Genomic DNA, 22,106 nt, shown 5'->3' on the forward strand with positions numbered 1-22,106 from the left:
AAAAGCCGGGCGATCTCTCGCCCGGCATTTTAACTCATGACACCCGAAAGGCATCAAACCTTATGCAGCTTCGGCAGCAGCAGCTTCAGCGGCAACGCGAGCCTTGTCGGCTGCGCCCTTGGCGTCAACGTCGCGCTCGACGAATTCGATGACGGCGAGAGCGGCATTGTCGCCCTGGCGGAAGCCGGCCTTCATGATACGCAGGTAGCCGCCGTTACGGTTTGCGTAACGTGCTGCGATCGCGTCGAACAGCTTGCGAACAGCGTCCTGATCCTTGATCTGCGAAATCGCCTGACGACGAGCGTGCAGGTCGCCGCGCTTGCCGAGAGTGACGAGCTTCTCAACGATCGGGCGAATTTCCTTCGCCTTCGGAAGCGTGGTGACGATCTGCTCATGGGTGATGAGCGAAGCAGCCATGTTGGCAAACATTGCCTTGCGGTGGCTGGCGGTTCTATTGAGCTTGCGGCCTGAATTACCGTGGCGCATTGCTATTCTCCTTCTACGCAGGTTCCTTCTTTAAGGCCTGCCGTTTCCTGGCACATGCAGGTGACTTACCTGCTGTTTGACGGGGAAAGGCAGTCTTTGAGGTCTGCCTTCTTGTTTGTTAGTACTGGTCTTCGTAACGCTTTGCGAGATCTTCGATGTTCTCAGGCGGCCATGCCGGCACTTCCATGCCGAGGTGCAGACCCATGGAAGCGAGAACTTCCTTGATTTCGTTCAGCGACTTGCGACCAAAGTTCGGCGTGCGGAGCATTTCGGCTTCGGTCTTCTGGATCAGGTCGCCGATGTAAACGATGTTGTCGTTCTTCAGGCAGTTTGCCGAACGAACCGACAGCTCGAGCTCGTCGACCTTCTTGAGAAGCGCCGGGTTGAACGCGAGTTCCGTAACCGATTCTTCTTCTGCTTCCTTCTGCGGCTCGTCGAAATTGACGAAGACGCCCAGCTGGTCCTGAAGAATGCGAGCGGCGAAGGCAACGGCGTCTTCGCCGGAAACCGAACCGTTGGTCTCGATCGTCATGATCAGCTTGTCATAGTCGAGAACCTGGCCTTCACGGGTGTTTTCAACCTTGTAGGACACTTTCTTGACCGGAGAATAGAGGCTGTCCACCGGAATGAGGCCAATCGGGGCATCTTCCGCGCGGTTGCGCTCAGCCGGTACGTAACCCTTGCCGTTGTTGACGGTGAATTCCATGCGGATTTCAGCGCCATCGTCGAGCGTGCAGATCACGTGGTCGGGGTTCAGGATCTCGATGTCACCAACCGTCTGGATGTCACCAGCGGTTACGGCACCCGGGCCCTGCTTGCGCACGACCATGCGCTTGGAATCGTCGCCATCCATCTTGATGGCGATTTCCTTGATGTTGAGCACGATATCCGTCACATCTTCCCGGACGCCGGGGATGGAGGAGAATTCGTGCAGGACACCGTCGATCTGCACGGCCGTAACAGCGGCGCCGCGCAGAGAAGACAACAGAACGCGACGCAGCGCGTTGCCGAGGGTAAGACCGAAACCACGCTCCAGCGGCTCGGCAACGAGCGTTGCCTTGGTGCGGCTGGACGAGGTGAACTCGACCTTGTTCGGCTTGATAAGTTCCTGCCAGTTCTTCTGAATCATCTTTAAACCTTCCGTTCGCCGCCACCATCCAATCGTGACGGACCGAGCATGAAAACACCGAGAGGAACCAAATTCAGCGGTTCATCGGTGGGTTCTTGAGCGCAAGTCCGCCGATCGAAATCGACGCGCACACGCCAGATACACGAAAATTCCGCCAGACCTGAGGTAAGGCGGAATTTCCGAACCACGGTCGCGTCAGACGCGGCGCTTCTTGCGCGGACGGCAACCGTTGTGCGGGATCGGCGTCACGTCGCGAATGGAAGTGATCATGAAACCGGCAGCCTGCAGGGCGCGAAGTGCCGATTCACGGCCGGAACCCGGACCGCAAACTTCAACTTCAAGCGACTTCATGCCGTGTTCCTGAGCCTTCTTCGCGCAATCTTCAGCAGCGATCTGGGCAGCAAACGGGGTCGACTTACGCGAACCCTTGAAGCCCTTGGCACCAGCGGACGACCAGGCAATAGCATTGCCCTGTGCGTCGGTGATGGTGATCATCGTGTTGTTGAAGGTCGAATTGACGTGCGCGACGCCAGACGTGATATTTTTGCGTTCGCGACGACGGACGCGTGCGGCTTCCTTGGCCATTTTATACCTTTCATTGATCTCTTCACCGCCGTAACACCAGCGGCTACACCGGCAATCAGCCCGTAACCGAGCTTTTCGCCAAACTCAGAAAGGCTGGCGCGGACTGCACCAGCCTCCCCTTTCCGGAGAACCGGAAAATTACTTCTTCTTACCAGCGATAGCCTTCGCCGGACCCTTGCGGGTGCGGGCGTTGGTGTGCGTGCGCTGACCGCGGACCGGAAGGCCACGACGGTGACGCAGGCCGCGGTAGCAACCGAGGTCCATCAGACGCTTGATGTTCATCGACGTTTCGCGACGCAGGTCGCCTTCGACCTGGTAGTCGCGGTCGATGGCTTCGCGGATCTGAAGAACTTCAGCATCCGTCAGCTGATGAACGCGCTTGTCAGCCGGAAGACCGACCTTGTCCATGATTTCCTGCGCAAATTTCGGACCAATCCCGTGAATGTAGGTCAGCGCAATAACAACGCGCTTCGCAGTCGGGATGTTGACGCCAGCGATACGTGCCACGTCTTTTCTCCTTGGTTCCAGTTGCCATCCGGCAAGTGGTGATTCCATTCGAGCGGCCGACAAGACCGCCAGTTCAAATTGATGTCCGTGACAAGTCAAAACGACCGAACCCGGATCTCCCTTCCCTAAGGGAAATCCGCGCCAGTCGCTTGGGATGTCGCGAGTTGGCGCGGTGTTTAACGGAATCAGCGCAAAAAAGCAACCGGCTCCGCCAAGATTCTTTTGCGATCCAAGGGATCAGCCGCCTTTCGAAAAGGAAGATGGGCAAGAACGCAGTCCTCGCCCATTCATTCCTTCGATCAGGCAGAGGCTTTCTCGAGAACGCGCTCGATGGCCTCGGTGACGGCATCGACATCTGCCATGCCATCCAGCGTCACCAGTTCGCCCTGTTCGCTGTAATAAGCGGACAGCGGCGCAGTCTTTTCGCGATATTCCGTCAGGCGCTTGCGGAAAGCTTCCGGATTATCGTCAGAGCGAACAGTGCCGCCGGCGGCAATGGTTTCAGCCACGCGATTTTCGATTCGGCGAATCAAAGCCTCTTCGTCCACCTTGAGTTCGATGACGGCGTCGAGCACCAGGTTCTTCTTGCGCATGTTGTCGGCAAGCGCCTTCGCCTGCGGAACGGTGCGCGGATAACCGTCGAGAATGAAGCCCTTGGCACAGTCAGGAGCTTCGATACGTTCGGAAACGATCTGATTGACGATATCGTCGGATACCAGCCCGCCGGCGTCCATGACGGCCTTGGCGCGCTTGCCGATTTCGGTGCCCGCGCTGACCGCAGCGCGCAGCATGTCACCGGTTGAAAGCTGGGGGATCCCGTACTTGTCAGTAAGCCGCTTGGCCTGGGTTCCCTTGCCCGCACCCGGCGGACCCAAAAATATCAGTCTCATCGTCCCCTCTTTCCTCCACGCAACTTCGACTTCTTGATCAGACCTTCATACTGCTGGGCGATCAGGTGACCCTGAATCTGCGCAACCGTATCCAGAGTTACACTGACAACGATCAAAAGCGAAGTACCACCAAGGGCTAATGGAATGCCCGTACGTGCGATAAGTGTCTCAGGAAGGATACAGACGAAGACCAGATAAATCGCGCCGACCACAGTGATGCGGGTCAGAACGTAATCAATGTACTCCGCAGTGCGCTCGCCCGGGCGGATGCCCGGAATGAAGCCGCCATGCTTCTTGAGATTGTCAGCCGTATCCTTCGGATTGAATACGATCGCCGTGTAGAAGAAGGCGAAGAAAGCAATCAGCAGGCCATAAAGCGCCATGAACAGCGGCTGGCCATGCTGCAGCGAGGCGATGATCGAGGTCGCCCAGGTCGGCAGGTTGGTGTTACCCGCAAAGCCTGCAGCCGTTGCCGGCAGAAGCAGCAGCGACGATGCGAAGATCGCAGGAATGACGCCGGCCGTGTTAAGCTTCAGCGGCAGGTGCGAGGTGTCGCCCTGGAACATGCGGTTCCCGACCTGTCGCTTCGGATATTGGATCAACAGACGGCGCTGCGCACGCTCCACGAAGACGATGAGGGCAATGACGCCGATTGCAACGACGACGACTGTCAGGATGAGCGGGGTCGAAAGCGCACCGGTGCGGCCGAGTTCCAGCGTGCCGGCCAGGGCCTTGGGCAGACCGGCGGCAATGCCCGCGAAGATGATCAGCGAAATACCGTTGCCGATACCGCGCGAGGTAATCTGTTCGCCGAGCCACATCAGGAACATCGTGCCGCCAAGCAGCGTGATGACGGTGGAAATGCGGAAGAACCAGCCCGGATCAACTACAAGGCCGTTACCGCTTTCGAGGCCGACCGCAATGCCATAGGCCTGCAGCGTGCCGAGCAGCACCGTGCCGTAACGGGTGTACTGGTTGATGATCTTGCGGCCGGCTTCGCCTTCCTTCTTCAACGCTTCGAGCGAAGGCACGACCGAGGTCATGAGCTGCACGATGATCGAAGCGGAGATGTAAGGCATGATGCCGAGGGCGAAAATCGCCATGCGCTCGACAGCGCCACCCGCAAACATGTTGAAAAGACCGAGAATACCGTTGGCCTGGCCACGGAAGGCCTGCGCATAGGCTTCAGGGTTCAGGCCCGGAAGCGGAATATGGGTGCCGAGACGGTAGACGAGAAGTGCGGCAAGAGTAAACCAGAGACGCTTTTTCAGATCCTCCGCCTTAGCGAAGGTCGAAAAATTCAGGTTCGAAGCCAGTTGTTCCGCTGCTGAAGCCATAAATTTCTCCGAATGACCCTTGCCAGCCAGCGCAACCGGCCGATGCGGAAAGGTCTAAAAGATACTGGTCAAAACCGGGCTTCGGACAAACGCGGCTCTGCGCCGCCATCATGCCTCACCCTGTTTTTTATGTCCTATCCCCTCCCCTATGGAAGTTCAAGAACTGTGAGGCTCTCCCTGCAGCACTTTCTGCCGCAAGCGGGGCCGAGGAAGCACACCGCGAAGAGATTTCCCTGATGCTCTATAAATCGATTTAGATCGAAAGCAACAGTGGCCAGGGAGCGCAAACGCCCGGAGCGACAAGCCCCGGGCGCCTGAAGTCTATATATTACTCGGCGGCTTCTGCTGCAACTGCGAGAAGCTTGATCGAGCCGCCAGCCTTTTCGATCTTTTCGATTGCGGGCTTGGAAGCACCGGCAACTTCGAAAGCGACCTTAGCCTTCAGCTCGCCGTCGGCGAGAATACGAACGCCGTCCTTGGCGCGGCGGATAACGCCGGCAGCCTTGAGAGCAGCAGCATCGATCGTTGCGGAAGCGTCAAGCTTCTTGGCGTCGATGGCGGTCTGAATGCGGCCGAGCGATACGACAACATATTCGGAAGCGAAGATGTTGTTGAAACCGCGCTTCGGCAGACGACGGTAGATGGGCATCTGACCGCCTTCGAAGCCGTTGATGGCGACGCCCGAACGAGCCTTCTGACCCTTCACACCGCGACCACCGGTCTTGCCCTTGCCGGAACCGATACCGCGACCTACGCGGATACGATCCTTGGAGGCGCCTTCGTTGTCTCTGATTTCATTGAGTTTCATGATAGGTTACTCCGTCTCACTTCTCGTCAACGACGCGAACGAGATGCTGGACCGCACGGATCATGCCGCGAACCGCCGGAGTGTCTTCCAGGGTGCGCTGACGATGCATCTTGTTGAGACCCAGACCCACCAGCGTCTGACGCTGGATTGCCGGGCGGCGAATAGGGCTGCCGATCTGTTCGACCGTAACAGTCTTCTTGGCTTCAGTAGTTTTCTTGGCCATGATCCAGCTCCTTATTCTTCAGAAGCGTTGCCGGAAGCGGCACGACGAGCCTGAAGGGTCGCATACTTCAGACCGCGCTGTGCAGCGATGTCCTTCGGATGAACCTGATGCTTCAGAGCGTCGAACGTCGCGCGAACCATGTTGTACGGGTTCGAAGAACCGGTCGACTTGGCAACAACGTCATGAACGCCGAGCGTTTCGAAAACGGCGCGCATCGGACCACCGGCGATGATACCGGTACCGGCCTTGGCCGAACGCAGCAGAACCTTGCCTGCGCCGTGACGGCCATTAACGTCGTGATGCAGCGTGCGGCCATCGCGCAGCGGAACGAAGATCAGATCGCGCTTTGCGCTTTCAGTTGCCTTGCGGATCGCTTCCGGAACTTCACGAGCCTTGCCGTGACCGAAACCAACGCGGCCCTTCTGGTCGCCAACGACGACGAGAGCGGCGAAGCCGAAACGACGGCCGCCCTTAACAACCTTTGCAACGCGGTTGATCGCGACCAGCTTGTCGACGAATTCGCTATCGCGCTCTTCGCGGTTCTGACGCTCTTCGCGGGAACCTCTTTTATCCTGTGCCATTGTCCTTGTCCTTTTTCTTTTACGGGTGGAACGGCAAACGAAAAGACCAGCGGCCTCGAAGACGAGATCCGCATGGTCCGGTGAAATTCCGCCCGGATCGATGTCCGGGCGGAAAAAAATCAGAAGTTCAGGCCGCTTTCGCGGGCTGCATCTGCCAGAGCCTTGATACGGCCGTGATAGATGAACGCGCCACGGTCGAATACAACATCCTTGACGCCAGCTTTGACGCCGCGCTCGGCAACCAGCTTGCCGACCACAGCTGCTGCTGCAACGTCGGCGCCGGTCTTGAGCGAGCCGCGCAGATCGGCTTCGAGCGTGGAGGCAGACGCAAGCGTCTTGCCAGCAACGTCATCGATGATCTGGGCGTAGATGTTCTTCGACGAGCGATGAACCGACAGGCGCGGGCGGCCGTTGGCAACCGCCTTGATCTGGCGGCGCACACGGCTCGCGCGACGTGCAAGTGCTTCTTTCCTGCTAGCCATTTCGCGTGATCCTTACTTCTTCTTGCCTTCTTTGCGTACAATACGCTCTTCAGCGTACTTTACGCCCTTGCCCTTGTAGGGCTCGGGACCGCGGTATTCGCGGATTTCCGCGGCAACCTGGCCAACCTGCTGCTTGTTGATGCCGGAAACGATGATTTCCGTCGGCTTCGGAACGGCAATGGTGATGCCGACCGGAGGCTCGTAAACAACGTCGTGGCTGAAACCGAGAGCCAGCTGCAGGTTCTTGCCCTGCATGGCGGCACGGTAACCAACGCCGTTGATTTCGAGCTTGCGCTCATAGCCGTCCTTAACACCCTTGAAGATGTTCTCGATCATCGTGCGGGACATGCCCCACTTCGAACGAGCTTCCTTGGTGCCGTTAGCCGGCGTTACGGAAACGCCGTTATCTTCGAGCTTCAGCTGAATGTCGTCGTTAGCGACGAAAAACAGTTCACCCTTCGGGCCCTTAGCAGTAACCTTCTGGCCGTCGACATTGGCCGTCACACCTGCGGGAACCGGAACGGGCTTTTTACCGATACGAGACATTATTCAATCCTGTCTGTTCGTTATGGAGATCCTTGCTCGGGTCTTAGAAGACCGAGCAAAGAACCTCGCCACCAACGTTCTGTTCGCGAGCCTGGTGATCGGCCATCACGCCCTTCGGGGTCGAAAGGATGGTGATGCCGAGGCCGTTCGCGACCTGCGGAATGGACTTTACCGAGACATAAACCCGGCGGCCCGGCTTGGAAACGCGGCCGATCTCACGGATCACGGACGCGCCTTCGTAGTACTTCAGCTCGATGGTGAATTCGGACTTGCCGTTTTCGAAATCGACCTTGGAATAACCGCGAATGTAGCCTTCAGACTGCAGCACGTCGAGAACGCGTGCGCGGAGGCTGGAAGCAGGCGTGCTTACCGAAGACTTACGGCGAGCAGCACCATTGCGGATGCGGGTGAGCATATCACCCAAAGGATCAGTCATGGTCATGTGCCCGTCTCCTTACCAGCTCGACTTGACAATGCCCGGCACCTTGCCGGAATTGCCCAGCTCACGAAGCGCGATACGCGACATCTTGAGCTTGCGATAGAACGCGCGCGGACGGCCCGTTACTTCGCAGCGGTTGCGGATACGCGTCTTCGAGCCGTCACGCGGCAGCGAAGCGAGCTTCAGGGTGGCCTTGAACCGCTCTTCGATCGGAAGGGACTGGTTCATCACGATCGCCTTGAGGGCCGCGCGCTTGCTGGCCTGCTGGGCGACCGACTTGCGGCGGCGCTTGTTCTTTTCAACTGCGCTTGTTTTCGCCATATCGGAGTTCCTTTTCTACGCTCGTCGTTACGGTTAGTGACGGAACGGGAAGTTGAACTCTGTCAGCAGAGCCCGAGCTTCGTCGTCCGACGTCGCCGTCGTGCAAACGATGATGTCCATGCCCCACATCTGATCAACCTTATCGTAGTTGATCTCAGGGAACACAATGTGTTCCTTGATGCCCATGGCGAAGTTGCCACGGCCGTCAAAGCTCTTCGGGTTCAGGCCCCGGAAGTCGCGAACGCGCGGCAGCGCGATGTTGACCAGACGATCAAGGAATTCGTACATGCGGGCGCCACGAAGGGTAACCTTCGCACCGATCGGCATGCCTTCGCGAACCTTGAAACCAGCGATCGAGTTGCGAGCGCGGGTAACGACCGGCTTCTGGCCGGCAATCGCAGCCAGGTCACCGGCAGCGATCGTGGGCTTCTTGGAGTCGGCAGTCGCTTCGCCAACGCCCATGTTGATCACGATCTTTTCAAGCTTCGGGATCATCATGACGTTTGCGTAGGAGAACTTCTCCTGCATGGCGCCACGGATACGGGAAACGTATTCCGTCTTGAGACGCGGCTCGTACTTATCAGCCATCGATCACTTCTCCCGAACGCTTGGCCACGCGGACCTTCTTGCCATCCACAACCGAGAAGCCAACGCGGGTCGGCTTGCCATCCTTGTCGACGATGGCGATGTTGGAGATGTGCAAGGATGCTTCCTTGTTGATGATGCCGGCTTCCTGGGCCTGGGTCTGGCGCTGGTGACGCTTCACCATGTTTACGCCACGCACAACGGCCCGGTCTTCCTTCGGCAAAACCTGGATTACTTCGCCGGTACGGCCCTTGTCCTTACCGGTCAATACGACAACCTTGTCGCCTTTACGAATTTTCTGCATCGCATACGCTCCTTACAGTACTTCCGGAGCCAGCGAGATGATCTTCATGTGGTTCTTGGCGCGAAGTTCGCGCGGAACCGGTCCGAAGATACGGGTGCCGATGGGCTCTTTCTTGTTGTCGATAAGAACGGCTGCGTTGTTATCGAAACGGATGACGCTGCCGTCAGCGCGGCGGATGTCCTTGGCGGTGCGCACGACAACCGCCTTCATCACGTCGCCCTTCTTGACGCGGCCGCGCGGAATAGCTTCCTTGATGGAAACGACAATAATGTCGCCAACAGAAGCATATTTGCGCTTCGAGCCGCCCAGCACCTTGATGCACATGACACGACGTGCGCCGGAATTATCCGCCACGTCGAGGTTTGTTTGCATCTGAATCATGTCAGGTCGCCTTCTTGTTGTTACCGGAACGGTTGGGCAAGCTCTCCCGAGCGAGCCCCCTGCTCCAGCTTATGAATATCTCTTTTTTTGCGCGGAAAAATCGTGACAGGGTGGTTTCCCGAAGGACCTTCCGTGCGCATCAAAGCAAAAGACGCCCGGGTCACGAGCGTCCTTGCGCTGCTTCATACAGGAATTCGCGCCAAGTGCAAGACACCTGGCGCGATTCTGATGAAATTAAGCCTGGGCGGAAACGACCGTCCAGCGCTTATCCTTGGAGATCGGTGCGCATTCCTCGATGGAAACGACATCGCCGACCTTATACTGATTGTTTTCGTCGTGTGCCTTGTACTTCTTCGAACGACGAACGGTCTTCTGAAGCAGCGGGTGAGCGAATCGACGCTCAACACGAACTACGACAGTCTTCTCGTTCTTGTCGGACACAACGACGCCCTGCAGAATGCGTTTCGGCATATTATTCTTCCTTAGGCCTTGGCTTCTGCCGCCTTCTGGCGGGCAATGGTTTTAACGCGGGCGATATCCTTGCGGACTTCGTTGATGCGCGAGGACTTCTCCAGCTGACCAGTTGCCTTCTGGAAGCGCAGGTTGAACTGCTCCTTCTTCAGATCGGCGAGCTTGTCCTTGAGCTGGTCGGCGCTGAGGCCGCGAACTTCATCGGCTTTCATGTGCCTTGCTCCTTACTCTGCGATGCGCTGTACGAAGCGCGTCTTGACCGAGAGCTTGGCAGCGCCGAGACGAAGCGCCTCACGGGCGATCTCCTCGGACACACCGTCGATCTCGAACATCATACGACCGGGCTTGACCTTGCATGCCCAGTAATCGACCGAACCCTTGCCCTTACCCATACGAACTTCGGTCGGCTTGGCCGTAACCGGAACGTCGGGGAATACGCGGATCCACACGCGACCTGCGCGCTTCATGTAACGCGTGATCGCGCGGCGGGCCGCTTCGATCTCGCGTGCATTCACGCGGTTCGGTTCCTGCGACTTCAAGCCGAATTCACCGAATGCCAGGTCAAAGCCGCCCTTGGCGACGCCCTTGATGCGTCCCTTGAACTGCTTACGGTACTTAGTACGCTTTGGCTGCAACATTTTCTTACTTCTCCGAGCTTATCTTTCGCCAGCGTCAATCAAGCGTTTTCGCGACGACGATCGCCACGATCGCCACGCTCACGGCTTGCAGGGCCCTGTGCGTCGCCTTCGAGACCGCGACGCTCAGAAGCCATCGGATCGTGCTCAAGGATTTCGCCCTTGAAGATCCAGACCTTGATGCCGCAGATGCCGAATGCGGTTTCAGCTTCAGCCGTGCCGTAGTCGATGTCCGCACGCAGCGTGTGCAACGGAACGCGACCTTCGCGGTACCATTCGGTACGAGCGATTTCAGCACCGCCAAGACGGCCGCCGCAGGTGATCTTGATGCCTTCGGCGCCAAGACGCATTGCGGACTGAACAGCACGCTTCATCGCACGGCGGAAAGCCACGCGGCGCTCGAGCTGCTGAGCGATCGACTGGGCAACCAGCGTCGCGTCAATTTCCGGCTTGCGCACTTCAACGATGTTGAGGTGCGTTTCGGAGTTGGTCATCTCGGAAAGCTTCTTGCGAAGCTTCTCGATGTCTGCACCCTTCTTGCCGATGATCAGACCCGGACGAGCCGAGTGGATCGTGACGCGGCACTTCTTGTGCGGACGCTCGATGACGACCTTTGCGATACCGGCCTGCTTGAGTTCCTTGATCAGGTAAGCCCGGATCTTCAGGTCTTCATGCAGCAGCTTGCCGTATTCTGCGGTGTCAGCGTACCAGCGGCTATCCCAGGTACGGTTGATGCCGAGGCGGAAGCCGATCGGATTGATTTTCTGACCCATTATGCGGCCTCCCCTTTTTCCTCGACTTCACGAACAACGATCGTGAGGTGAGCGAACGGCTTTTCAATGCGGGAAGCACGACCACGGCCACGAGCGTGGAAACGCTTCATGGTGATGGACTTGCCAACATAGGCCTCGGCGACGACGAGAGCGTCGACGTCGAGGTCGTGGTTGTTTTCCGCATTGGCAATTGCAGATTCCAGCGTCTTCTTGACGGTGCCTGCAATGCGCTTGCGGGAGAATTCGAGCTCGGCGAGAGCGCGATCAACCTTCTTGCCACGGATAAGAGCGGCAACCAGGTTCAGTTTCTGGGGGCTGACGCGGAGCGTACGGGCAACGGCCTGAGCCTCGTTGTCCTTCAGCCGGCGTTCGGTCTTAGCCTTCGCCATGATTACTTCCTCTTTGCCTTCTTGTCCGCGCCGTGACCGTAATAGGTACGGGTCGGAGAGAATTCACCGAACTTGTGTCCGACCATGTCTTCGTTAACGGAGACGGGCACATGCTTGCTGCCGTTGTAGACGCCGAAGGTCAGACCAACGAACTGCGGCAGGATCGTGGAGCGACGGCTCCAGATCTTGATTACTTCGTTACGTCCGCTCTCGCGCACCTTCTCAGCCTTGGTGAGAAGATAGCCGTCAACAAACGGACCTTTCCATACTGAACGAGCCATTAGTGACTACCTCTCTTACTTCTTACGCTGATGGCGCGAGCGCATGATGAACTTGTCGGTCGACTTGTTCGAACGGGTGCGCTTGCCCTTCGTGGGCTTGCCCCACGGAGTAACCGGGTGGCGACCACCCGACGTGCGACCTTCACCACCACCGTGCGGGTGGTCGACCGGGTTCATGACGACGCCGCGAACGTGCGGACGCTTGCCGCGCCAACGGGAACGACCGGCCTTGCCGTCGTTGATGTTGGCGTGGTCAGAGTTCGAAACAGCGCCGATCGATGCGAGGCAGGAGCCGTGCACCAGACGCTGTTCGCCCGAGTTGAGACGCAGGATGGCCATGCCGGCATCGCGGCCGACGAGCTGGACATACGTACCGGCGGAGCGAGCGATCTGACCGCCCTTGCCCGGCTTCATCTCGACGTTGTGGATGATCGAACCAACCGGAATGTACTGAAGCGGCATGGTGTTGCCGGGCTTCACGTCCACTGCCTTGTCGGAGGCGATCACCTTGTCACCGGCAGCGAGACGCTGTGGCGCGAGAATGTAAGCCTGTTCGCCGTCGGCATACGTAACCAGCGCGATGAACGCGGTGCGGTTGGGGTCGTATTCCAGACGTTCAACGGTGCCTTCAACGTCAAACTTGCGACGCTTGAAGTCAACCAGACGGTAGGTCCGCTTGTGACCGCCACCCTGGAAACGGACGGTGATCCGGCCCTGGTTGTTACGGCCACCCTTGGAGCTGAGGCCCTGGGTGAGAGCCTTTACCGGCTTGCCCTTGTAGAGCGAAGCGCGGTCCACGATAACCAGCTGGCGCTGGCTCGGCGTGGTCGGATTGAAACTTTTCAATGCCATTTTATTGTTCCCTTTTGGGTCTTTGCCCGCTTGGGCCTAACCTTTAGAGTCCGGTGGACACGTCGATGGATTGACCTTCGGCGAGCGTGACGACGGCTTTCTTGACGTCCTTCAGCTTACCGGCGAACCCACGGAAACGACGGGTCTTACCCTTGCGGATAAGCGTGTTCACAGCCGTGACTTTGACGCCGAAGAGAGCTTCCACGGCAGCCTTGATTTCAGGCTTGGAAGCATTCTTGGCGACGTTGAATACGACCTGGTTCTGTTCGGATACCAGCGTCGACTTTTCCGTGATCGAAGGAGATACGATCACGTCGTAGTGGCGAAGATCCGTCATTTGAACCGCTCCTCCAGAGCCTCTACAGCAGCCTTGGAAAGCACCAGCTTGCCACGGCGCAGGATGTCGTAAACATTGATGCCCTGTACCGGCAGAACGTCCACGTTCGGGATGTTCTGAGCAGCGAGCTTGAAGTTGCCATCAAGTTCGGCGCCGCCGATAACGAGAGCGTTGGTCAGGCCAAGCGAAGCGAAGCTGCCCAGCAGAGCCTTGGTCTTTGCTTCGGACGCGACGAGCTGATCGACGATGATCAGTTCTTCAGCCTTCAGCTTTGCAGACAGGGCGTGACGCAGGGCGAGCGCACGAACCTTCTTGGGAAGGTCATGGGCGTGGCTGCGAACGACCGGGCCGTGGGCCTTGCCGCCGCCGCGGAACTGCGGTGCGCGAGCCGAATGGTGACGAGCGCGGCCCGTACCCTTCTGCTTGTACATCTTCGCGCCGGTGCGGGAAACTTCCGACCGGTTCTTGGACTTGTGGGTTCCCTGCTGCTTCTTTGCAAGCTGCCAGCGAACCATGCGGGCCAGAATGTCCTGGCGGGGGTCGAGGCCGAAGATCTCATCCGACAGAGAAACCTTGCCGGCGTCTTTTCCCTCGAGGGTCTTGACGTTCAATTCCATGATAAGGCTCCCTTACTTCGCAGCCGACTTGACGGCGTCGCGGACGATGATCCAGGAACCCTTCGAGCCGGGAACTGCACCCTTCACGAGGATGAGGCCACGGTCTTCATCAGTCGAAACGACTTCGAGGTTCTGGGTCGTAACGCGGGTCTGGCCCATATGACCAGCCATGCGCTTGCCCTTCCAGACGCGACCCGGATCCTGGTTGGAACCAGTCGAACCGTGTGCACGGTGCGAGATCGAGTTACCGTGCGAAGCGCGGCCACCACCGAAGTTGTGACGCTTCATAGCACCGGCGAAACCCTTACCGATCGTGGTTCCGGTGACATCGACCAGCTGGCCGGTCTGAAAATGATTTGCGGTCAGTGTTGCACCGATGTCGATCAGGTTCTCGGGGGAAACCCGGAACTCGACGAGCTTTGCCTTCGGTTCGACATTGGCAGCGGCAAAGTGACCGCGAAGCGCCTTCGTCGTGTTCTTGACCTTGGACTGGCCGGCACCGAGCTGAACTGCGGTGTAGCCATTCTTGTCTTCCGTGCGCTGGGCAACGACTTGTACGTTATCCAGTCGCAATACTGTTACAGGGATATGTTCACCTGCGTCGTTATAGACGCGTGTCATACCCACTTTCTGTGCAATCACACCTGAACGCATTGGTTCATCCTCTTGCGAGCCTTGAAGGGAAAACCCTCTCTGGCCTTTGTTAAGGAGTGCCCTTCGACATCTCACGATGTTTCCGGTCTCCGGTTTGGAAGTCGTTGGATTGCTCCACGTACCTTCCTTGTTATTTCAGCCCTTACCTTGAATGGTTCGGGCCGGGTCTTAGAGCTTGATTTCCACGTCAACGCCAGCAGCGAGGTCGAGCTTCATCAGAGCATCGACAGTCTGCGGGGTGGGGTCAACGATATCGAGAAGACGCTTGTGCGTCCGCATTTCGAACTGTTCACGGCTCTTCTTGTCAACGTGGGGAGAGCGGTTGACAGTAAACTTTTCGATGCGGGTGGGGAGCGGAACCGGGCCGCGAACGCTGGCGCCGGTGCGCTTTGCGGTCGACACGATTTCACGGGTAGAGGCATCGAGGATCCGGTGATCGAACGCCTTGAGGCGGATACGGATATTCTGGCCGTTCATTCGTCTTGTCCTTGTTCTTTGTTATTCGTTTCCGCACGCGGAAACACATGAACTTCTATTGATCGTGGCGCCGCAGATTTTCAAAAATCGAGAGGAATGCGCGTCGCACCCCAATCATTTCAGTAGTCTGTATTGCTAAAAACACCGCGTTCCGCAATCGCTTGCGAATCCAGCGGTGAATGTGAGTGCGCGTTTACGCGCTTTCACCGAATTTTTCAAGCACTAAAAATGCAACGCCGCCAGGCTTTTTACCAAAAGTCCGGCGGCGGTGCTGTTCACACCGCCGCCAGCCTGAATTTCAACGGTCGAGATTACTCGACGATCGAGGCAACGATGCCGGCGCCGACGGTACGGCCGCCTTCGCGGATAGCGAAGCGCAGCTTTTCTTCCATCGCGATCGGAACGATCAGCTCGACGTCAACGGTGACGTTGTCGCCAGGCATAACCATTTCCGTGCCTTCCGGAAGCGTCACGATGCCCGTAACGTCCGTCGTACGGAAGTAGAACTGCGGACGGTAGTTCGTGAAGAACGGCGTATGACGGCCGCCTTCTTCCTTCGTCAGGATGTAGGCTTCTGCCTTGAACTTCTTGTGCGGCTTTACCGAACCCGGCTTGCACAGGATCTGACCACGCTCGACGCCGTCACGGTTAACACCGCGAACAAGTGCACCGATGTTGTCGCCAGCCTGGCCCTGGTCGAGCAGCTTGCGGAACATTTCAACGCCGGTAACAGTCGTCTTCGAGGTCGGACGGATGCCGACGATTTCGACTTCTTCACCAACCTTGACGATACCGCGCTCAACGCGACCCGTCACAACCGTACCACGGCCCGAGATCGAGAACACGTCTTCGATCGGCATCAGGAACGGCTGGTCGATCGGACGCTCAGGCGTCGGGATGTAGGCATCAACCGCAGCCATCAGCTCGCGGATCGCGTCTTCACCGATCTTCTTGTCGGAATCTTCAAGAGCAGCAAGCGCCGAACCCTTGATGATCGGAATATCGTCGCCCGGGAAGTCGTAGGACGACAGAAGTTCGCGAACTTCAAGCTCGACGAGCTCGAGAAGCTCGGCGTCGTCAACCTGGTCGACCTTGTTGAGGAACACGACGATGGCCGGAACGCCAACCTGACGGGCAAGCAGGATGTGCTCGCGCGTCTGCGGCATCGGGCCGTCAGCGGCGGAGCAAACCAGGATCGCGCCGTCCATCTGGGCAGCACCGGTGATCATGTTCTTCACGTAGTCGGCGTGGCCGGGGCAGTCAACGTGAGCGTAGTGACGGTTGGCCGTCTCGTACTCAACGTGTGCCGTCGAGATCGTGATACCACGAGCCTTCTCTTCAGGAGCCGCGTCGATCTGGTCATACGCCTTGAACTCGCCGAAGAACTTCGTGATTGCTGCCGTCAGCGACGTCTTGCCATGGTCAACGTGACCGATCGTGCCAATGTTGACGTGCGGCTTCGTCCGCTCAAACTTGCTCTTTGCCATTAGTGGCTCTCCATTCTTGTCCCGTGACGGGAATAATCTTCAAAATTCGGTGGGGCGTACCCCGATCACTTCTGACCGGAGTACTTTGCCTGGATTTCCTGCGCCACGTTCGACGGAACCGGCGAATAGTGATCGAACGTCATCGAGTACTGAGCGCGACCCTGCGACATGGAGCGCAGGTTATCGACGTACTTGAACATGTTCGCGAGCGGAACATGCGCGTTGATGACGACGGCGATACCACGGCTTTCCTGGCCCTGGATCTGACCACGACGGGAGTTCAGGTCGCCGATAACGTCGCCGACATAGTCTTCCGGCGTTACGACTTCGACCTTCATCATCGGCTCGAGAAGCTGTGCACCAGCCTTCTTGGCTGCTTCACGGAAGCAGGCACGCGATGCGATTTCGAAGGCGAGAACCGACGAGTCAACATCGTGGAATGCACCGTCGACCAGCGTAGCCTTGACGCCGAGCATCGGGAAGCCAGCCAGCGGACCGGAAGACAGAACGCTTTCGATACCCTTCTGAACGCCCGGGATGTATTCCTTCGGAACAGCACCACCGACGATCTTCGACTCGAACTTGAAGTCTTCGCCTTCGGGGTTCGGTTCGAAGATGATCTTCACGCGAGCGAACTGACCGGTACCACCGGACTGCTTCTTGTGCGTGTAGTCTTCTTCGTGCTGACGCGTGATCGTTTCACGGTAGGCAACCTGCGGAGCACCGACGGTTGCTTCAACCTTGAACTCGCGACGCATACGGTCAACGATGATGTCGAGGTGAAGTTCGCCCATGCCGGCAATGATGGTCTGGCCGGATTCGTCGTCGGTCTTGACACGGAAGGACGGATCTTCTGCAGCCAGACGGTTGAGCGCGAGGCCCATCTTTTCCTGGTCGCCCTTGGTCTTCGGCTCGATCGCGATCTGGATGACCGGCTCGGGGAATTCCATGCGCTCGAGGATAACCGGCTTCAGCGGATCGCAGAGCGTATCGCCAGTGGTGGTTTCCTTGAGACCAGCCAGAGCAACGATGTCGCCTGCATAGGCTTCTTCGATGTCTTCACGGCTGTTGGAGTGCATCTGAAGCATACGGCCGACGCGCTCGCGCTTGTCCTTGACCGTATTCATGACAGACGTGCCCTTTTCGAGCTTGCCCGAGTAGATGCGTGCGAAAGTGAGCGAACCAACGAAGGGGTCGTTCATGATCTTGAACGCGAGCATGGAAAGCGGCTCGGAATCGTCAGCGTGACGCTCGATTTCGGCTTCCGTCTTGGCGTCGATGCCCTTGATCGCCGGGATGTCCAGCGGCGAAGGCAGATAGTCGACAACGGCGTCGAGGAGCGGCTGAACGCCCTTGTTCTTGAACGCGGTACCGCAGAACATCGGGTGGAACTTCACGTCGATGGTGCCGCGGCGAACAAGTTCACGAATCTTGTCGTTGTCCGGGTAGTTGCCTTCGAGGTAGGCTTCCATCGCTTCTTCGTCGATCTCGACAACCGTCTCGATCAGCTTTTCGCGATATTCTTCAGCCTTGGCCTTCATGTCCTCGGGGATCTCGACGACGTCCCACTGGGCGCCGAGCGACTCGTCGCGCCATACGAGAGCATTCATCTCGATCAGGTCGATAACGCCCTTGAACTCGGTCTCAGCGCCGATCGGCAGCTGCATGACAACGGCAGTGGCGCCGAGACGGGTCTTTATCATTTCTACCGAACGGTAGAAGTCAGCACCGGTCTTGTCCATCTTGTTGCAGAAGATCATGCGCGGAACATGATACTTCTCAGCCTGACGCCAGACGGTTTCCGTCTGCGGCTCAACACCGGCGTTGGCGTCGAGCAGCGCGATGGCGCCGTCGAGAACGCGCAGCGAACGCTCAACTTCGATGGTGAAGTCAACGTGGCCGGGGGTGTCGATGATGTTGAAGCGGCGGGTCTTGCCGTCACGGCCCTTCCAGAAGGTCGTGGTCGCAGCGGACGTGATGGTGATACCACGCTCCTGCTCCTGCTCCATCCAGTCCATCGTGGCTGCGCCATCGTGAACTTCGCCGATCTTGTGCGACTTACCGGTGTAATAGAGAATACGCTCGGTGGTGGTCGTCTTGCCGGCGTCGATATGCGCCATGATACCGAAATTGCGGTAGTCTTCGATTTTATATTCGCGAGCCATAATGGACTGCCTTTCGATATGCGATCGGTTAAGATTACCAGCGGTAATGCGAGAATGCGCGGTTAGCGTCGGCCATCTTGTGCGTGTCTTCACGCTTCTTGACGGCGGAGCCGCGGTTGTTCGCAGCGTCCATGAGTTCGCCGGAGAGGCGATCGATCATGGTCGTTTCGTTGCGCTTGCGCGCAGCGGTGATCAACCAGCGGATTGCGAGGGCCTGGCGACGCTCGGGACGAACATCAACCGGAACCTGGTATGTCGCACCACCAACGCGGCGCGAACGCACTTCAACATGCGGCGCAACATTGTCGAGGGCCGAATGGAACACGGCGAGCGGCTCCTGCTTCGTCTTGCCCTGAACGACGTCGAACGCGCCGTAAACGATGCTTTCTGCTACCGACTTCTTGCCGTGAAGCATGATGGCGTTCATGAACTTGGTGACGACCAGATCACCGAACTTCGGATCCGGGTTGATCTCACGCTTTTCTGCACTATGGCGACGGGACATACTTTTTGTCTCTCAATGTTATTGACGCTATACCACGCGGAGAACCTCGCGCAGCGCCGAATTGTTGTTGCCGAAATTACTTCGGACGCTTCGCACCGTACTTCGAACGGCGCTGCTTGCGGTTCTTGACGCCCTGGGTATCGAGAACACCGCGGATGATGTGGTAACGAACGCCCGGCAAGTCCTTCACGCGGCCGCCGCGGATCATGACGACAGAGTGTTCCTGAAGGTTGTGACCTTCGCCAGGAATGTAGCCGATGACTTCGAAGCCGTTGGTGAGGCGGATCTTGGCAACCTTACGCAGAGCCGAGTTCGGCTTCTTCGGGGTCGTCGTGTAAACGCGGGTGCAAACACCACGCTTCTGCGGGTTTTCCTGCAGGGCAGGAACCTTGTTGCGCTTTACCTGTGCCTGGCGAGGCTTGCGGATCAGCTGGTTTACGGTAGGCATATAACCATCCCTTGCAAAAACTACTTTAGCCACCCTCACGGATGGCGGCTATGCCGTTGCCGGCGACGATGCACGCATATATCCTCATGCGCAAAACGTGGCCCGATCCGGTTTCACGGATGGACCACCAAGAGCAGAGGACACCGGATGAGGCGTCTTGCGTGCAACATTCGTGTCTTCTACGTGCAATGGAGACCCGTTTGAGATGATGTTCGGGAAAAAGCTTACCGAACGGCCAGCACCCACAGAGGCTCCGATGGCGGGCGTACTACTGTTTTAGCCAGCTTTCGTCAAGGGTGAATCCGCATTTTGCGCTCGCGCCCGGGGCCACGAACGCCACCGCAACGCCATTTCCCCCTCCCTATACCATAAGTCGGCATCAACGGCAGCGATTTTAACCTCCGGCCTTTGGCTTTTCATAAAATCCGTCTATTGATTCCCTCAGGCTGGCCGGACATGGCCGCCCCGCGGGCGGAACCGATTCCCCCTGCCCTGATGACAGCAACGAAAGATCAAGGAACCGCGTCATGAGCACCCTCCCCGACAACGACAACGGACGCGACGAGCCGATGGTCTTCATCGTCATCGGCAAGGCTTACGAGACCGACAACTCCGAGGGTATCGACATTCACGTCATCCTCAGGGCGCCGGATGACGACACAGCCGTTCGCGAAACGCTGAACGCGCTTTCCGAGGAAGGCTTCATCGAAGCCGATCTCGACCAGATCGGCATGCTGACCGAAATTCCCGATGAAGAGCCGCACGCCTCGGCCTATCAGGGCGCGCTCGAAGGCGAAGTCGCCATCATCCGCTTCGCCTGAAGAGCCTTGGCCATGGCGGTCAAACGTGTCGTCGCCAACATCGCTACCTCCGACCCCGCGCTGGCGCAGGTCTTTTATGGCGATATCCTCGGCATGCCGGTCGCCATGGATCACGGCTGGATCGTCACCCATGCCAGCCCGCTCAAGGCGCCGGCGCAGCTAAGCTTTGCGCGCGAAGGCGGTTCCGGCACAGATGTGCCGGACTTCTCCATAGAAGTCGACAATTTCGACGAGGTCCGCGACCGGATCGTCGCAGCCGGACTGCCGATAGAATACGGTCCCACCGTCGAGTCCTGGGGCGTACGTCGCCTGTTCGTACGCGACCCTTTTGGAAAGCTTGTCAATATATTAAGTCACTTATAGAATATAGAGTCTGAATAATAGTATTGATTCTTAAAAGATTGAATGCCGCACAAACATAGGCTTAGAATAGTTCCGACGCAAAATTTCGGGGTCGGGTTGGATACTTTATCATCGTCTGACATTATCGATGACATTTATGAAGCGGCGCTTTTTCCCGACCGCTGGTCGCAGGTTCTGGCAAATGCCGGCGGCCGCCTCGGTTTCTGGGGCGGCGCCATCACCTGGGGCAAGGGGGAAGACCAGGCCTGGCTGCACACGCCCAACTTTCAAGAACTGATGAAGGACTACATAGCGGGAGGCTGGAATCACCGCAATGATCGCCTTACGCGTACTGCCCGTGAAGGCCGGTTCGCCTTCGTGCAGGATTTCGACGTCTTCACCCCTGATGAATGGGCCGAACTGCCGATCGTCCGTGAGTTCCTCAGGCCCCGCGGCCTGGGCTATGGTGCGACGACACAGGTCGCGCCGCCCGGCCATCCGGAGATGACAGTGCTGTTTGAACACAGGCTGGAAGCTGGCATAATCCGGCCTGATACGATGGCTGCGCTCGCCGGACTGAGGCCACATATCGCCCGTAGCCTTGCGCTCGCAACGCGGCTGCAACGGCAGAAAGCCGACGCGATGACCTTCGGCCTCAATGCCATTGGCGCTCCGGCAGCCGTGCTGCAGGCAAACGGCCTCATTCTCTCGGCCAACGATCTCTTCCTGTCATTGCAGAAATGTTTCGCCGCCCCCACGCGCGACAGTATTGCCATTGCTGACGAGAGGGTGAACCGGCTCCTATACAAAGCGCTGGCCGGGCACGATGCCGGTTCCTTCCCTCTCCCCGCCGGTGAAGATAGACCCTGCATTCTTCACGTCATACCGCTGCGCAAGAAGGCGCTCGACTTATCTCCGAAAGGCAACGCCATCGTGCTCATATCGCAGCCCACCGGCACCATTGCCGACGCAAGCGCGTTATTGAAGGGGCTATACGACCTCACAAGAGGCGAGGCACGCGTGGCTTTGGAAATCATGAAAGGACTTTCGCTACCGGCAGTGGCGAAGCAATTGCAGATTTCCCATGAAACGGTGCGCAGCAACGCAAAGTCGATCTATGCCAAGACCGGCAGCGCAGGCCAGACCGATCTTGTTCGGCGCCTCTCTGTCCTGACCCGCTATAACATCCGGAAACAGGACTAACCCTGCTGCATATGCAGGAATGCCGGGCGGCGGTGGAGGCGCCCG

34 protein-coding genes are annotated in these 22,106 nt (G+C 58.0%); 3 read left to right on the forward strand and 31 right to left on the reverse strand.

The features are described from left to right. Positions 1-60: 60 nt before the first annotated feature. The 31 genes from rplQ to rpsL all read right to left on the reverse strand — a co-directional run bounded on the left by rplQ (position 61) and on the right by rpsL (position 19,695). The gene (gene rplQ, locus EGT36_RS15970; protein ID WP_003521014.1) at positions 61-486 is read right to left on the reverse strand and encodes a 50S ribosomal protein L17; all 426 of its coding nucleotides are present in this window, start codon (positions 484-486) and stop codon (positions 61-63) included. Between the two features lie 118 nt (positions 487-604). Then, on the reverse strand, positions 605-1,615 hold the full coding sequence (locus EGT36_RS15975) for a DNA-directed RNA polymerase subunit alpha (protein WP_003495228.1): 1,011 nt from the start codon (positions 1,613-1,615) through the stop codon (positions 605-607). Positions 1,616-1,810: 195 nt separating this feature from the next. Further along, positions 1,811-2,200: a 30S ribosomal protein S11 gene (gene rpsK / locus EGT36_RS15980; RefSeq protein ID WP_003495225.1), complete on the reverse strand. Its 390-nt coding sequence runs from the start codon at positions 2,198-2,200 to the stop codon at positions 1,811-1,813. A gap of 138 nt (positions 2,201-2,338) precedes the next feature. Then, positions 2,339-2,707 (reverse strand): 30S ribosomal protein S13, encoded by a 369-nt coding sequence (gene rpsM / locus EGT36_RS15985; protein ID WP_003516122.1) that lies wholly within the window; start codon positions 2,705-2,707, stop codon positions 2,339-2,341. A 299-nt stretch (positions 2,708-3,006) separates the two neighbouring features. After that, positions 3,007-3,597 (reverse strand): adenylate kinase, encoded by a 591-nt coding sequence (locus EGT36_RS15990; RefSeq protein WP_003507790.1) that lies wholly within the window; start codon positions 3,595-3,597, stop codon positions 3,007-3,009. Next, positions 3,594-4,934, reverse strand: a complete 1,341-nt coding sequence (gene secY, locus EGT36_RS15995) for a preprotein translocase subunit SecY (protein WP_004442582.1) — start codon at positions 4,932-4,934, stop codon at positions 3,594-3,596. Before secY ends, EGT36_RS15990 begins: the two co-directional genes overlap by 4 nt. 328 nt (positions 4,935-5,262) lie before the next feature. Continuing rightward, a complete protein-coding gene (rplO, locus tag EGT36_RS16000; protein WP_003521009.1) occupies positions 5,263-5,742 on the reverse strand; it encodes a 50S ribosomal protein L15 in 480 nt (159 codons plus the stop codon). A gap of 16 nt (positions 5,743-5,758) precedes the next feature. Further along, complete coding sequence (gene rpmD, locus EGT36_RS16005) at positions 5,759-5,965, reverse strand: 50S ribosomal protein L30 (protein WP_003495212.1); 207 nt, start codon at positions 5,963-5,965, stop codon at positions 5,759-5,761. A gap of 11 nt (positions 5,966-5,976) precedes the next feature. Further along, complete coding sequence (gene rpsE / locus EGT36_RS16010; protein ID WP_004442585.1) at positions 5,977-6,546, reverse strand: 30S ribosomal protein S5; 570 nt, start codon at positions 6,544-6,546, stop codon at positions 5,977-5,979. A gap of 119 nt (positions 6,547-6,665) precedes the next feature. Continuing rightward, on the reverse strand, positions 6,666-7,028 hold the full coding sequence (rplR, locus tag EGT36_RS16015) for a 50S ribosomal protein L18 (protein ID WP_003507787.1): 363 nt from the start codon (positions 7,026-7,028) through the stop codon (positions 6,666-6,668). Positions 7,029-7,040: 12 nt separating this feature from the next. Further along, positions 7,041-7,574: a 50S ribosomal protein L6 gene (rplF, locus tag EGT36_RS16020; RefSeq protein ID WP_003495204.1), complete on the reverse strand. Its 534-nt coding sequence runs from the start codon at positions 7,572-7,574 to the stop codon at positions 7,041-7,043. Between the two features lie 43 nt (positions 7,575-7,617). Next, complete coding sequence (rpsH, locus tag EGT36_RS16025) at positions 7,618-8,016, reverse strand: 30S ribosomal protein S8 (protein WP_004442588.1); 399 nt, start codon at positions 8,014-8,016, stop codon at positions 7,618-7,620. Between the two features lie 12 nt (positions 8,017-8,028). Next, positions 8,029-8,334, reverse strand: a complete 306-nt coding sequence (gene rpsN / locus EGT36_RS16030) for a 30S ribosomal protein S14 (RefSeq protein WP_004442591.1) — start codon at positions 8,332-8,334, stop codon at positions 8,029-8,031. A 33-nt stretch (positions 8,335-8,367) separates the two neighbouring features. Further along, positions 8,368-8,922, reverse strand: a complete 555-nt coding sequence (rplE, locus tag EGT36_RS16035) for a 50S ribosomal protein L5 (RefSeq protein WP_003495201.1) — start codon at positions 8,920-8,922, stop codon at positions 8,368-8,370. Continuing rightward, a complete protein-coding gene (gene rplX / locus EGT36_RS16040) occupies positions 8,915-9,223 on the reverse strand; it encodes a 50S ribosomal protein L24 (RefSeq protein ID WP_003521006.1) in 309 nt (102 codons plus the stop codon). The genes rplE and rplX overlap by 8 nt, the downstream gene beginning before the upstream one ends. 12 nt (positions 9,224-9,235) lie before the next feature. After that, entirely contained in the window at positions 9,236-9,604 is a 369-nt protein-coding gene (gene rplN / locus EGT36_RS16045; RefSeq protein WP_003495199.1) for a 50S ribosomal protein L14, read from the reverse strand. A gap of 234 nt (positions 9,605-9,838) precedes the next feature. Further along, positions 9,839-10,075 (reverse strand): 30S ribosomal protein S17, encoded by a 237-nt coding sequence (rpsQ, locus tag EGT36_RS16050; RefSeq protein ID WP_003495195.1) that lies wholly within the window; start codon positions 10,073-10,075, stop codon positions 9,839-9,841. A gap of 11 nt (positions 10,076-10,086) precedes the next feature. Further along, positions 10,087-10,287, reverse strand: coding sequence for a 50S ribosomal protein L29 (gene rpmC, locus EGT36_RS16055; protein ID WP_003495193.1), 201 nt, complete (start codon positions 10,285-10,287; stop codon positions 10,087-10,089). A gap of 12 nt (positions 10,288-10,299) precedes the next feature. Further along, positions 10,300-10,713 carry a 50S ribosomal protein L16 gene (rplP, locus tag EGT36_RS16060; RefSeq protein WP_003495190.1) on the reverse strand — a complete coding sequence of 138 codons (414 nt, stop codon included), beginning with the start codon at positions 10,711-10,713 and terminating at the stop codon, positions 10,300-10,302. Between the two features lie 38 nt (positions 10,714-10,751). Next, positions 10,752-11,483, reverse strand: coding sequence for a 30S ribosomal protein S3 (gene rpsC, locus EGT36_RS16065; RefSeq protein ID WP_004442600.1), 732 nt, complete (start codon positions 11,481-11,483; stop codon positions 10,752-10,754). Next, the gene (gene rplV, locus EGT36_RS16070; protein WP_003521005.1) at positions 11,483-11,872 is read right to left on the reverse strand and encodes a 50S ribosomal protein L22; all 390 of its coding nucleotides are present in this window, start codon (positions 11,870-11,872) and stop codon (positions 11,483-11,485) included. Before rplV ends, rpsC begins: the two co-directional genes overlap by 1 nt. A 2-nt stretch (positions 11,873-11,874) precedes the next feature. Further along, complete coding sequence (gene rpsS, locus EGT36_RS16075) at positions 11,875-12,153, reverse strand: 30S ribosomal protein S19 (protein ID WP_003507772.1); 279 nt, start codon at positions 12,151-12,153, stop codon at positions 11,875-11,877. A gap of 15 nt (positions 12,154-12,168) precedes the next feature. Next, positions 12,169-13,005, reverse strand: coding sequence for a 50S ribosomal protein L2 (gene rplB, locus EGT36_RS16080; protein WP_037092981.1), 837 nt, complete (start codon positions 13,003-13,005; stop codon positions 12,169-12,171). A gap of 43 nt (positions 13,006-13,048) precedes the next feature. Further along, positions 13,049-13,342, reverse strand: a complete 294-nt coding sequence (locus EGT36_RS16085) for a 50S ribosomal protein L23 (protein ID WP_003521003.1) — start codon at positions 13,340-13,342, stop codon at positions 13,049-13,051. Beyond that, positions 13,339-13,959 (reverse strand): 50S ribosomal protein L4, encoded by a 621-nt coding sequence (gene rplD, locus EGT36_RS16090; RefSeq protein WP_003495173.1) that lies wholly within the window; start codon positions 13,957-13,959, stop codon positions 13,339-13,341. Before rplD ends, EGT36_RS16085 begins: the two co-directional genes overlap by 4 nt. Positions 13,960-13,971: 12 nt before the next feature. Further along, positions 13,972-14,613, reverse strand: a complete 642-nt coding sequence (rplC, locus tag EGT36_RS16095; RefSeq protein WP_004442604.1) for a 50S ribosomal protein L3 — start codon at positions 14,611-14,613, stop codon at positions 13,972-13,974. A 168-nt stretch (positions 14,614-14,781) separates the two neighbouring features. Continuing rightward, positions 14,782-15,090 carry a 30S ribosomal protein S10 gene (gene rpsJ, locus EGT36_RS16100; protein ID WP_003507767.1) on the reverse strand — a complete coding sequence of 103 codons (309 nt, stop codon included), beginning with the start codon at positions 15,088-15,090 and terminating at the stop codon, positions 14,782-14,784. Between the two features lie 311 nt (positions 15,091-15,401). Further along, a complete protein-coding gene (gene tuf, locus EGT36_RS16105) occupies positions 15,402-16,577 on the reverse strand; it encodes an elongation factor Tu (protein WP_004442617.1) in 1,176 nt (391 codons plus the stop codon). A gap of 65 nt (positions 16,578-16,642) precedes the next feature. Continuing rightward, positions 16,643-18,742 carry an elongation factor G gene (gene fusA, locus EGT36_RS16110; RefSeq protein ID WP_004442619.1) on the reverse strand — a complete coding sequence of 700 codons (2,100 nt, stop codon included), beginning with the start codon at positions 18,740-18,742 and terminating at the stop codon, positions 16,643-16,645. A 34-nt stretch (positions 18,743-18,776) separates the two neighbouring features. After that, entirely contained in the window at positions 18,777-19,247 is a 471-nt protein-coding gene (gene rpsG / locus EGT36_RS16115) for a 30S ribosomal protein S7 (RefSeq protein ID WP_004442621.1), read from the reverse strand. 76 nt (positions 19,248-19,323) lie between these two features. Beyond that, positions 19,324-19,695, reverse strand: a complete 372-nt coding sequence (gene rpsL / locus EGT36_RS16120) for a 30S ribosomal protein S12 (protein ID WP_003507760.1) — start codon at positions 19,693-19,695, stop codon at positions 19,324-19,326. Between the two features lie 527 nt (positions 19,696-20,222). Here rpsL and EGT36_RS16125 point away from each other — a divergent pair. From EGT36_RS16125 to EGT36_RS16135, 3 genes are all read left to right on the forward strand, one after another. Next, positions 20,223-20,516 carry a hypothetical protein gene (locus EGT36_RS16125; protein WP_003523731.1) on the forward strand — a complete coding sequence of 98 codons (294 nt, stop codon included), beginning with the start codon at positions 20,223-20,225 and terminating at the stop codon, positions 20,514-20,516. Between the two features lie 12 nt (positions 20,517-20,528). Beyond that, complete coding sequence (locus EGT36_RS16130; RefSeq protein ID WP_125270534.1) at positions 20,529-20,879, forward strand: VOC family protein; 351 nt, start codon at positions 20,529-20,531, stop codon at positions 20,877-20,879. Positions 20,880-20,975: 96 nt separating this feature from the next. Then, positions 20,976-22,061 (forward strand): helix-turn-helix transcriptional regulator, encoded by a 1,086-nt coding sequence (locus tag EGT36_RS16135; RefSeq protein WP_125270535.1) that lies wholly within the window; start codon positions 20,976-20,978, stop codon positions 22,059-22,061. Positions 22,062-22,106: the final 45 nt, after the last annotated feature.

Origin of the sequence: Agrobacterium sp. FDAARGOS_525, assembly GCF_003938925.1 — a bacterium.
In the GTDB taxonomy this organism is placed as follows: domain Bacteria; phylum Pseudomonadota; class Alphaproteobacteria; order Rhizobiales; family Rhizobiaceae; genus Agrobacterium; species Agrobacterium pusense.

Bases quoted from the DNA above. Each gene is read 5' to 3' on its own strand.
- tuf (WP_004442617.1), bottom strand. From the start codon at position 16,577: ATGGCAAAGAGCAAGTTTGAGCGGACGAAGCCGCACGTCAACATTGGC.
- EGT36_RS15975 (WP_003495228.1), bottom strand. From the start codon at position 1,615: ATGATTCAGAAGAACTGGCAGGAACTTATCAAGCCGAACAAGGTCGAG.
- rpsJ (WP_003507767.1), bottom strand. From the start codon at position 15,090: ATGAACGGCCAGAATATCCGTATCCGCCTCAAGGCGTTCGATCACCGG.
- rpsE (WP_004442585.1), bottom strand. From the start codon at position 6,546: ATGGCACAGGATAAAAGAGGTTCCCGCGAAGAGCGTCAGAACCGCGAA.
- rplV (WP_003521005.1), bottom strand. From the start codon at position 11,872: ATGGCGAAGGCTAAGACCGAACGCCGGCTGAAGGACAACGAGGCTCAG.
- rpsH (WP_004442588.1), bottom strand. From the start codon at position 8,016: ATGACCATGACTGATCCTTTGGGTGATATGCTCACCCGCATCCGCAAT.
- rpsL (WP_003507760.1), bottom strand. From the start codon at position 19,695: ATGCCTACCGTAAACCAGCTGATCCGCAAGCCTCGCCAGGCACAGGTA.
- rplE (WP_003495201.1), bottom strand. From the start codon at position 8,922: ATGGCTGATAAGTACGAGCCGCGTCTCAAGACGGAATACGTTTCCCGT.
- rplF (WP_003495204.1), bottom strand. From the start codon at position 7,574: ATGTCTCGTATCGGTAAAAAGCCCGTTCCGGTTCCCGCAGGTGTGACG.
- rplC (WP_004442604.1), bottom strand. From the start codon at position 14,613: ATGCGTTCAGGTGTGATTGCACAGAAAGTGGGTATGACACGCGTCTAT.
- rpmD (WP_003495212.1), bottom strand. From the start codon at position 5,965: ATGGCCAAGAAAACTACTGAAGCCAAGAAGACTGTTACGGTCGAACAG.
- rplB (WP_037092981.1), bottom strand. From the start codon at position 13,005: ATGGCATTGAAAAGTTTCAATCCGACCACGCCGAGCCAGCGCCAGCTG.
- rplQ (WP_003521014.1), bottom strand. From the start codon at position 486: ATGCGCCACGGTAATTCAGGCCGCAAGCTCAATAGAACCGCCAGCCAC.
- rplO (WP_003521009.1), bottom strand. From the start codon at position 5,742: ATGAAACTCAATGAAATCAGAGACAACGAAGGCGCCTCCAAGGATCGT.
- rplP (WP_003495190.1), bottom strand. From the start codon at position 10,713: ATGTTGCAGCCAAAGCGTACTAAGTACCGTAAGCAGTTCAAGGGACGC.
- rpsN (WP_004442591.1), bottom strand. From the start codon at position 8,334: ATGGCGAAAACAAGCGCAGTTGAAAAGAACAAGCGCCGCCGCAAGTCG.
- fusA (WP_004442619.1), bottom strand. From the start codon at position 18,742: ATGGCTCGCGAATATAAAATCGAAGACTACCGCAATTTCGGTATCATG.
- EGT36_RS16085 (WP_003521003.1), bottom strand. From the start codon at position 13,342: ATGACGGATCTTCGCCACTACGACGTGATCGTATCTCCTTCGATCACG.
- rplX (WP_003521006.1), bottom strand. From the start codon at position 9,223: ATGCAGAAAATTCGTAAAGGCGACAAGGTTGTCGTATTGACCGGTAAG.
- rpmC (WP_003495193.1), bottom strand. From the start codon at position 10,287: ATGAAAGCCGATGAAGTTCGCGGCCTCAGCGCCGACCAGCTCAAGGAC.
- rpsK (WP_003495225.1), bottom strand. From the start codon at position 2,200: ATGGCCAAGGAAGCCGCACGCGTCCGTCGTCGCGAACGCAAAAATATC.
- rplN (WP_003495199.1), bottom strand. From the start codon at position 9,604: ATGATTCAGATGCAAACAAACCTCGACGTGGCGGATAATTCCGGCGCA.
- rpsG (WP_004442621.1), bottom strand. From the start codon at position 19,247: ATGTCCCGTCGCCATAGTGCAGAAAAGCGTGAGATCAACCCGGATCCG.
- EGT36_RS16125 (WP_003523731.1), top strand. From the start codon at position 20,223: ATGAGCACCCTCCCCGACAACGACAACGGACGCGACGAGCCGATGGTC.
- EGT36_RS16130 (WP_125270534.1), top strand. From the start codon at position 20,529: ATGGCGGTCAAACGTGTCGTCGCCAACATCGCTACCTCCGACCCCGCG.
- rpsQ (WP_003495195.1), bottom strand. From the start codon at position 10,075: ATGCCGAAACGCATTCTGCAGGGCGTCGTTGTGTCCGACAAGAACGAG.
- secY (WP_004442582.1), bottom strand. From the start codon at position 4,934: ATGGCTTCAGCAGCGGAACAACTGGCTTCGAACCTGAATTTTTCGACC.
- rpsS (WP_003507772.1), bottom strand. From the start codon at position 12,153: ATGGCTCGTTCAGTATGGAAAGGTCCGTTTGTTGACGGCTATCTTCTC.
- rplD (WP_003495173.1), bottom strand. From the start codon at position 13,959: ATGGAATTGAACGTCAAGACCCTCGAGGGAAAAGACGCCGGCAAGGTT.
- EGT36_RS15990 (WP_003507790.1), bottom strand. From the start codon at position 3,597: ATGAGACTGATATTTTTGGGTCCGCCGGGTGCGGGCAAGGGAACCCAG.
- rplR (WP_003507787.1), bottom strand. From the start codon at position 7,028: ATGGCTAGCAGGAAAGAAGCACTTGCACGTCGCGCGAGCCGTGTGCGC.
- rpsC (WP_004442600.1), bottom strand. From the start codon at position 11,483: ATGGGTCAGAAAATCAATCCGATCGGCTTCCGCCTCGGCATCAACCGT.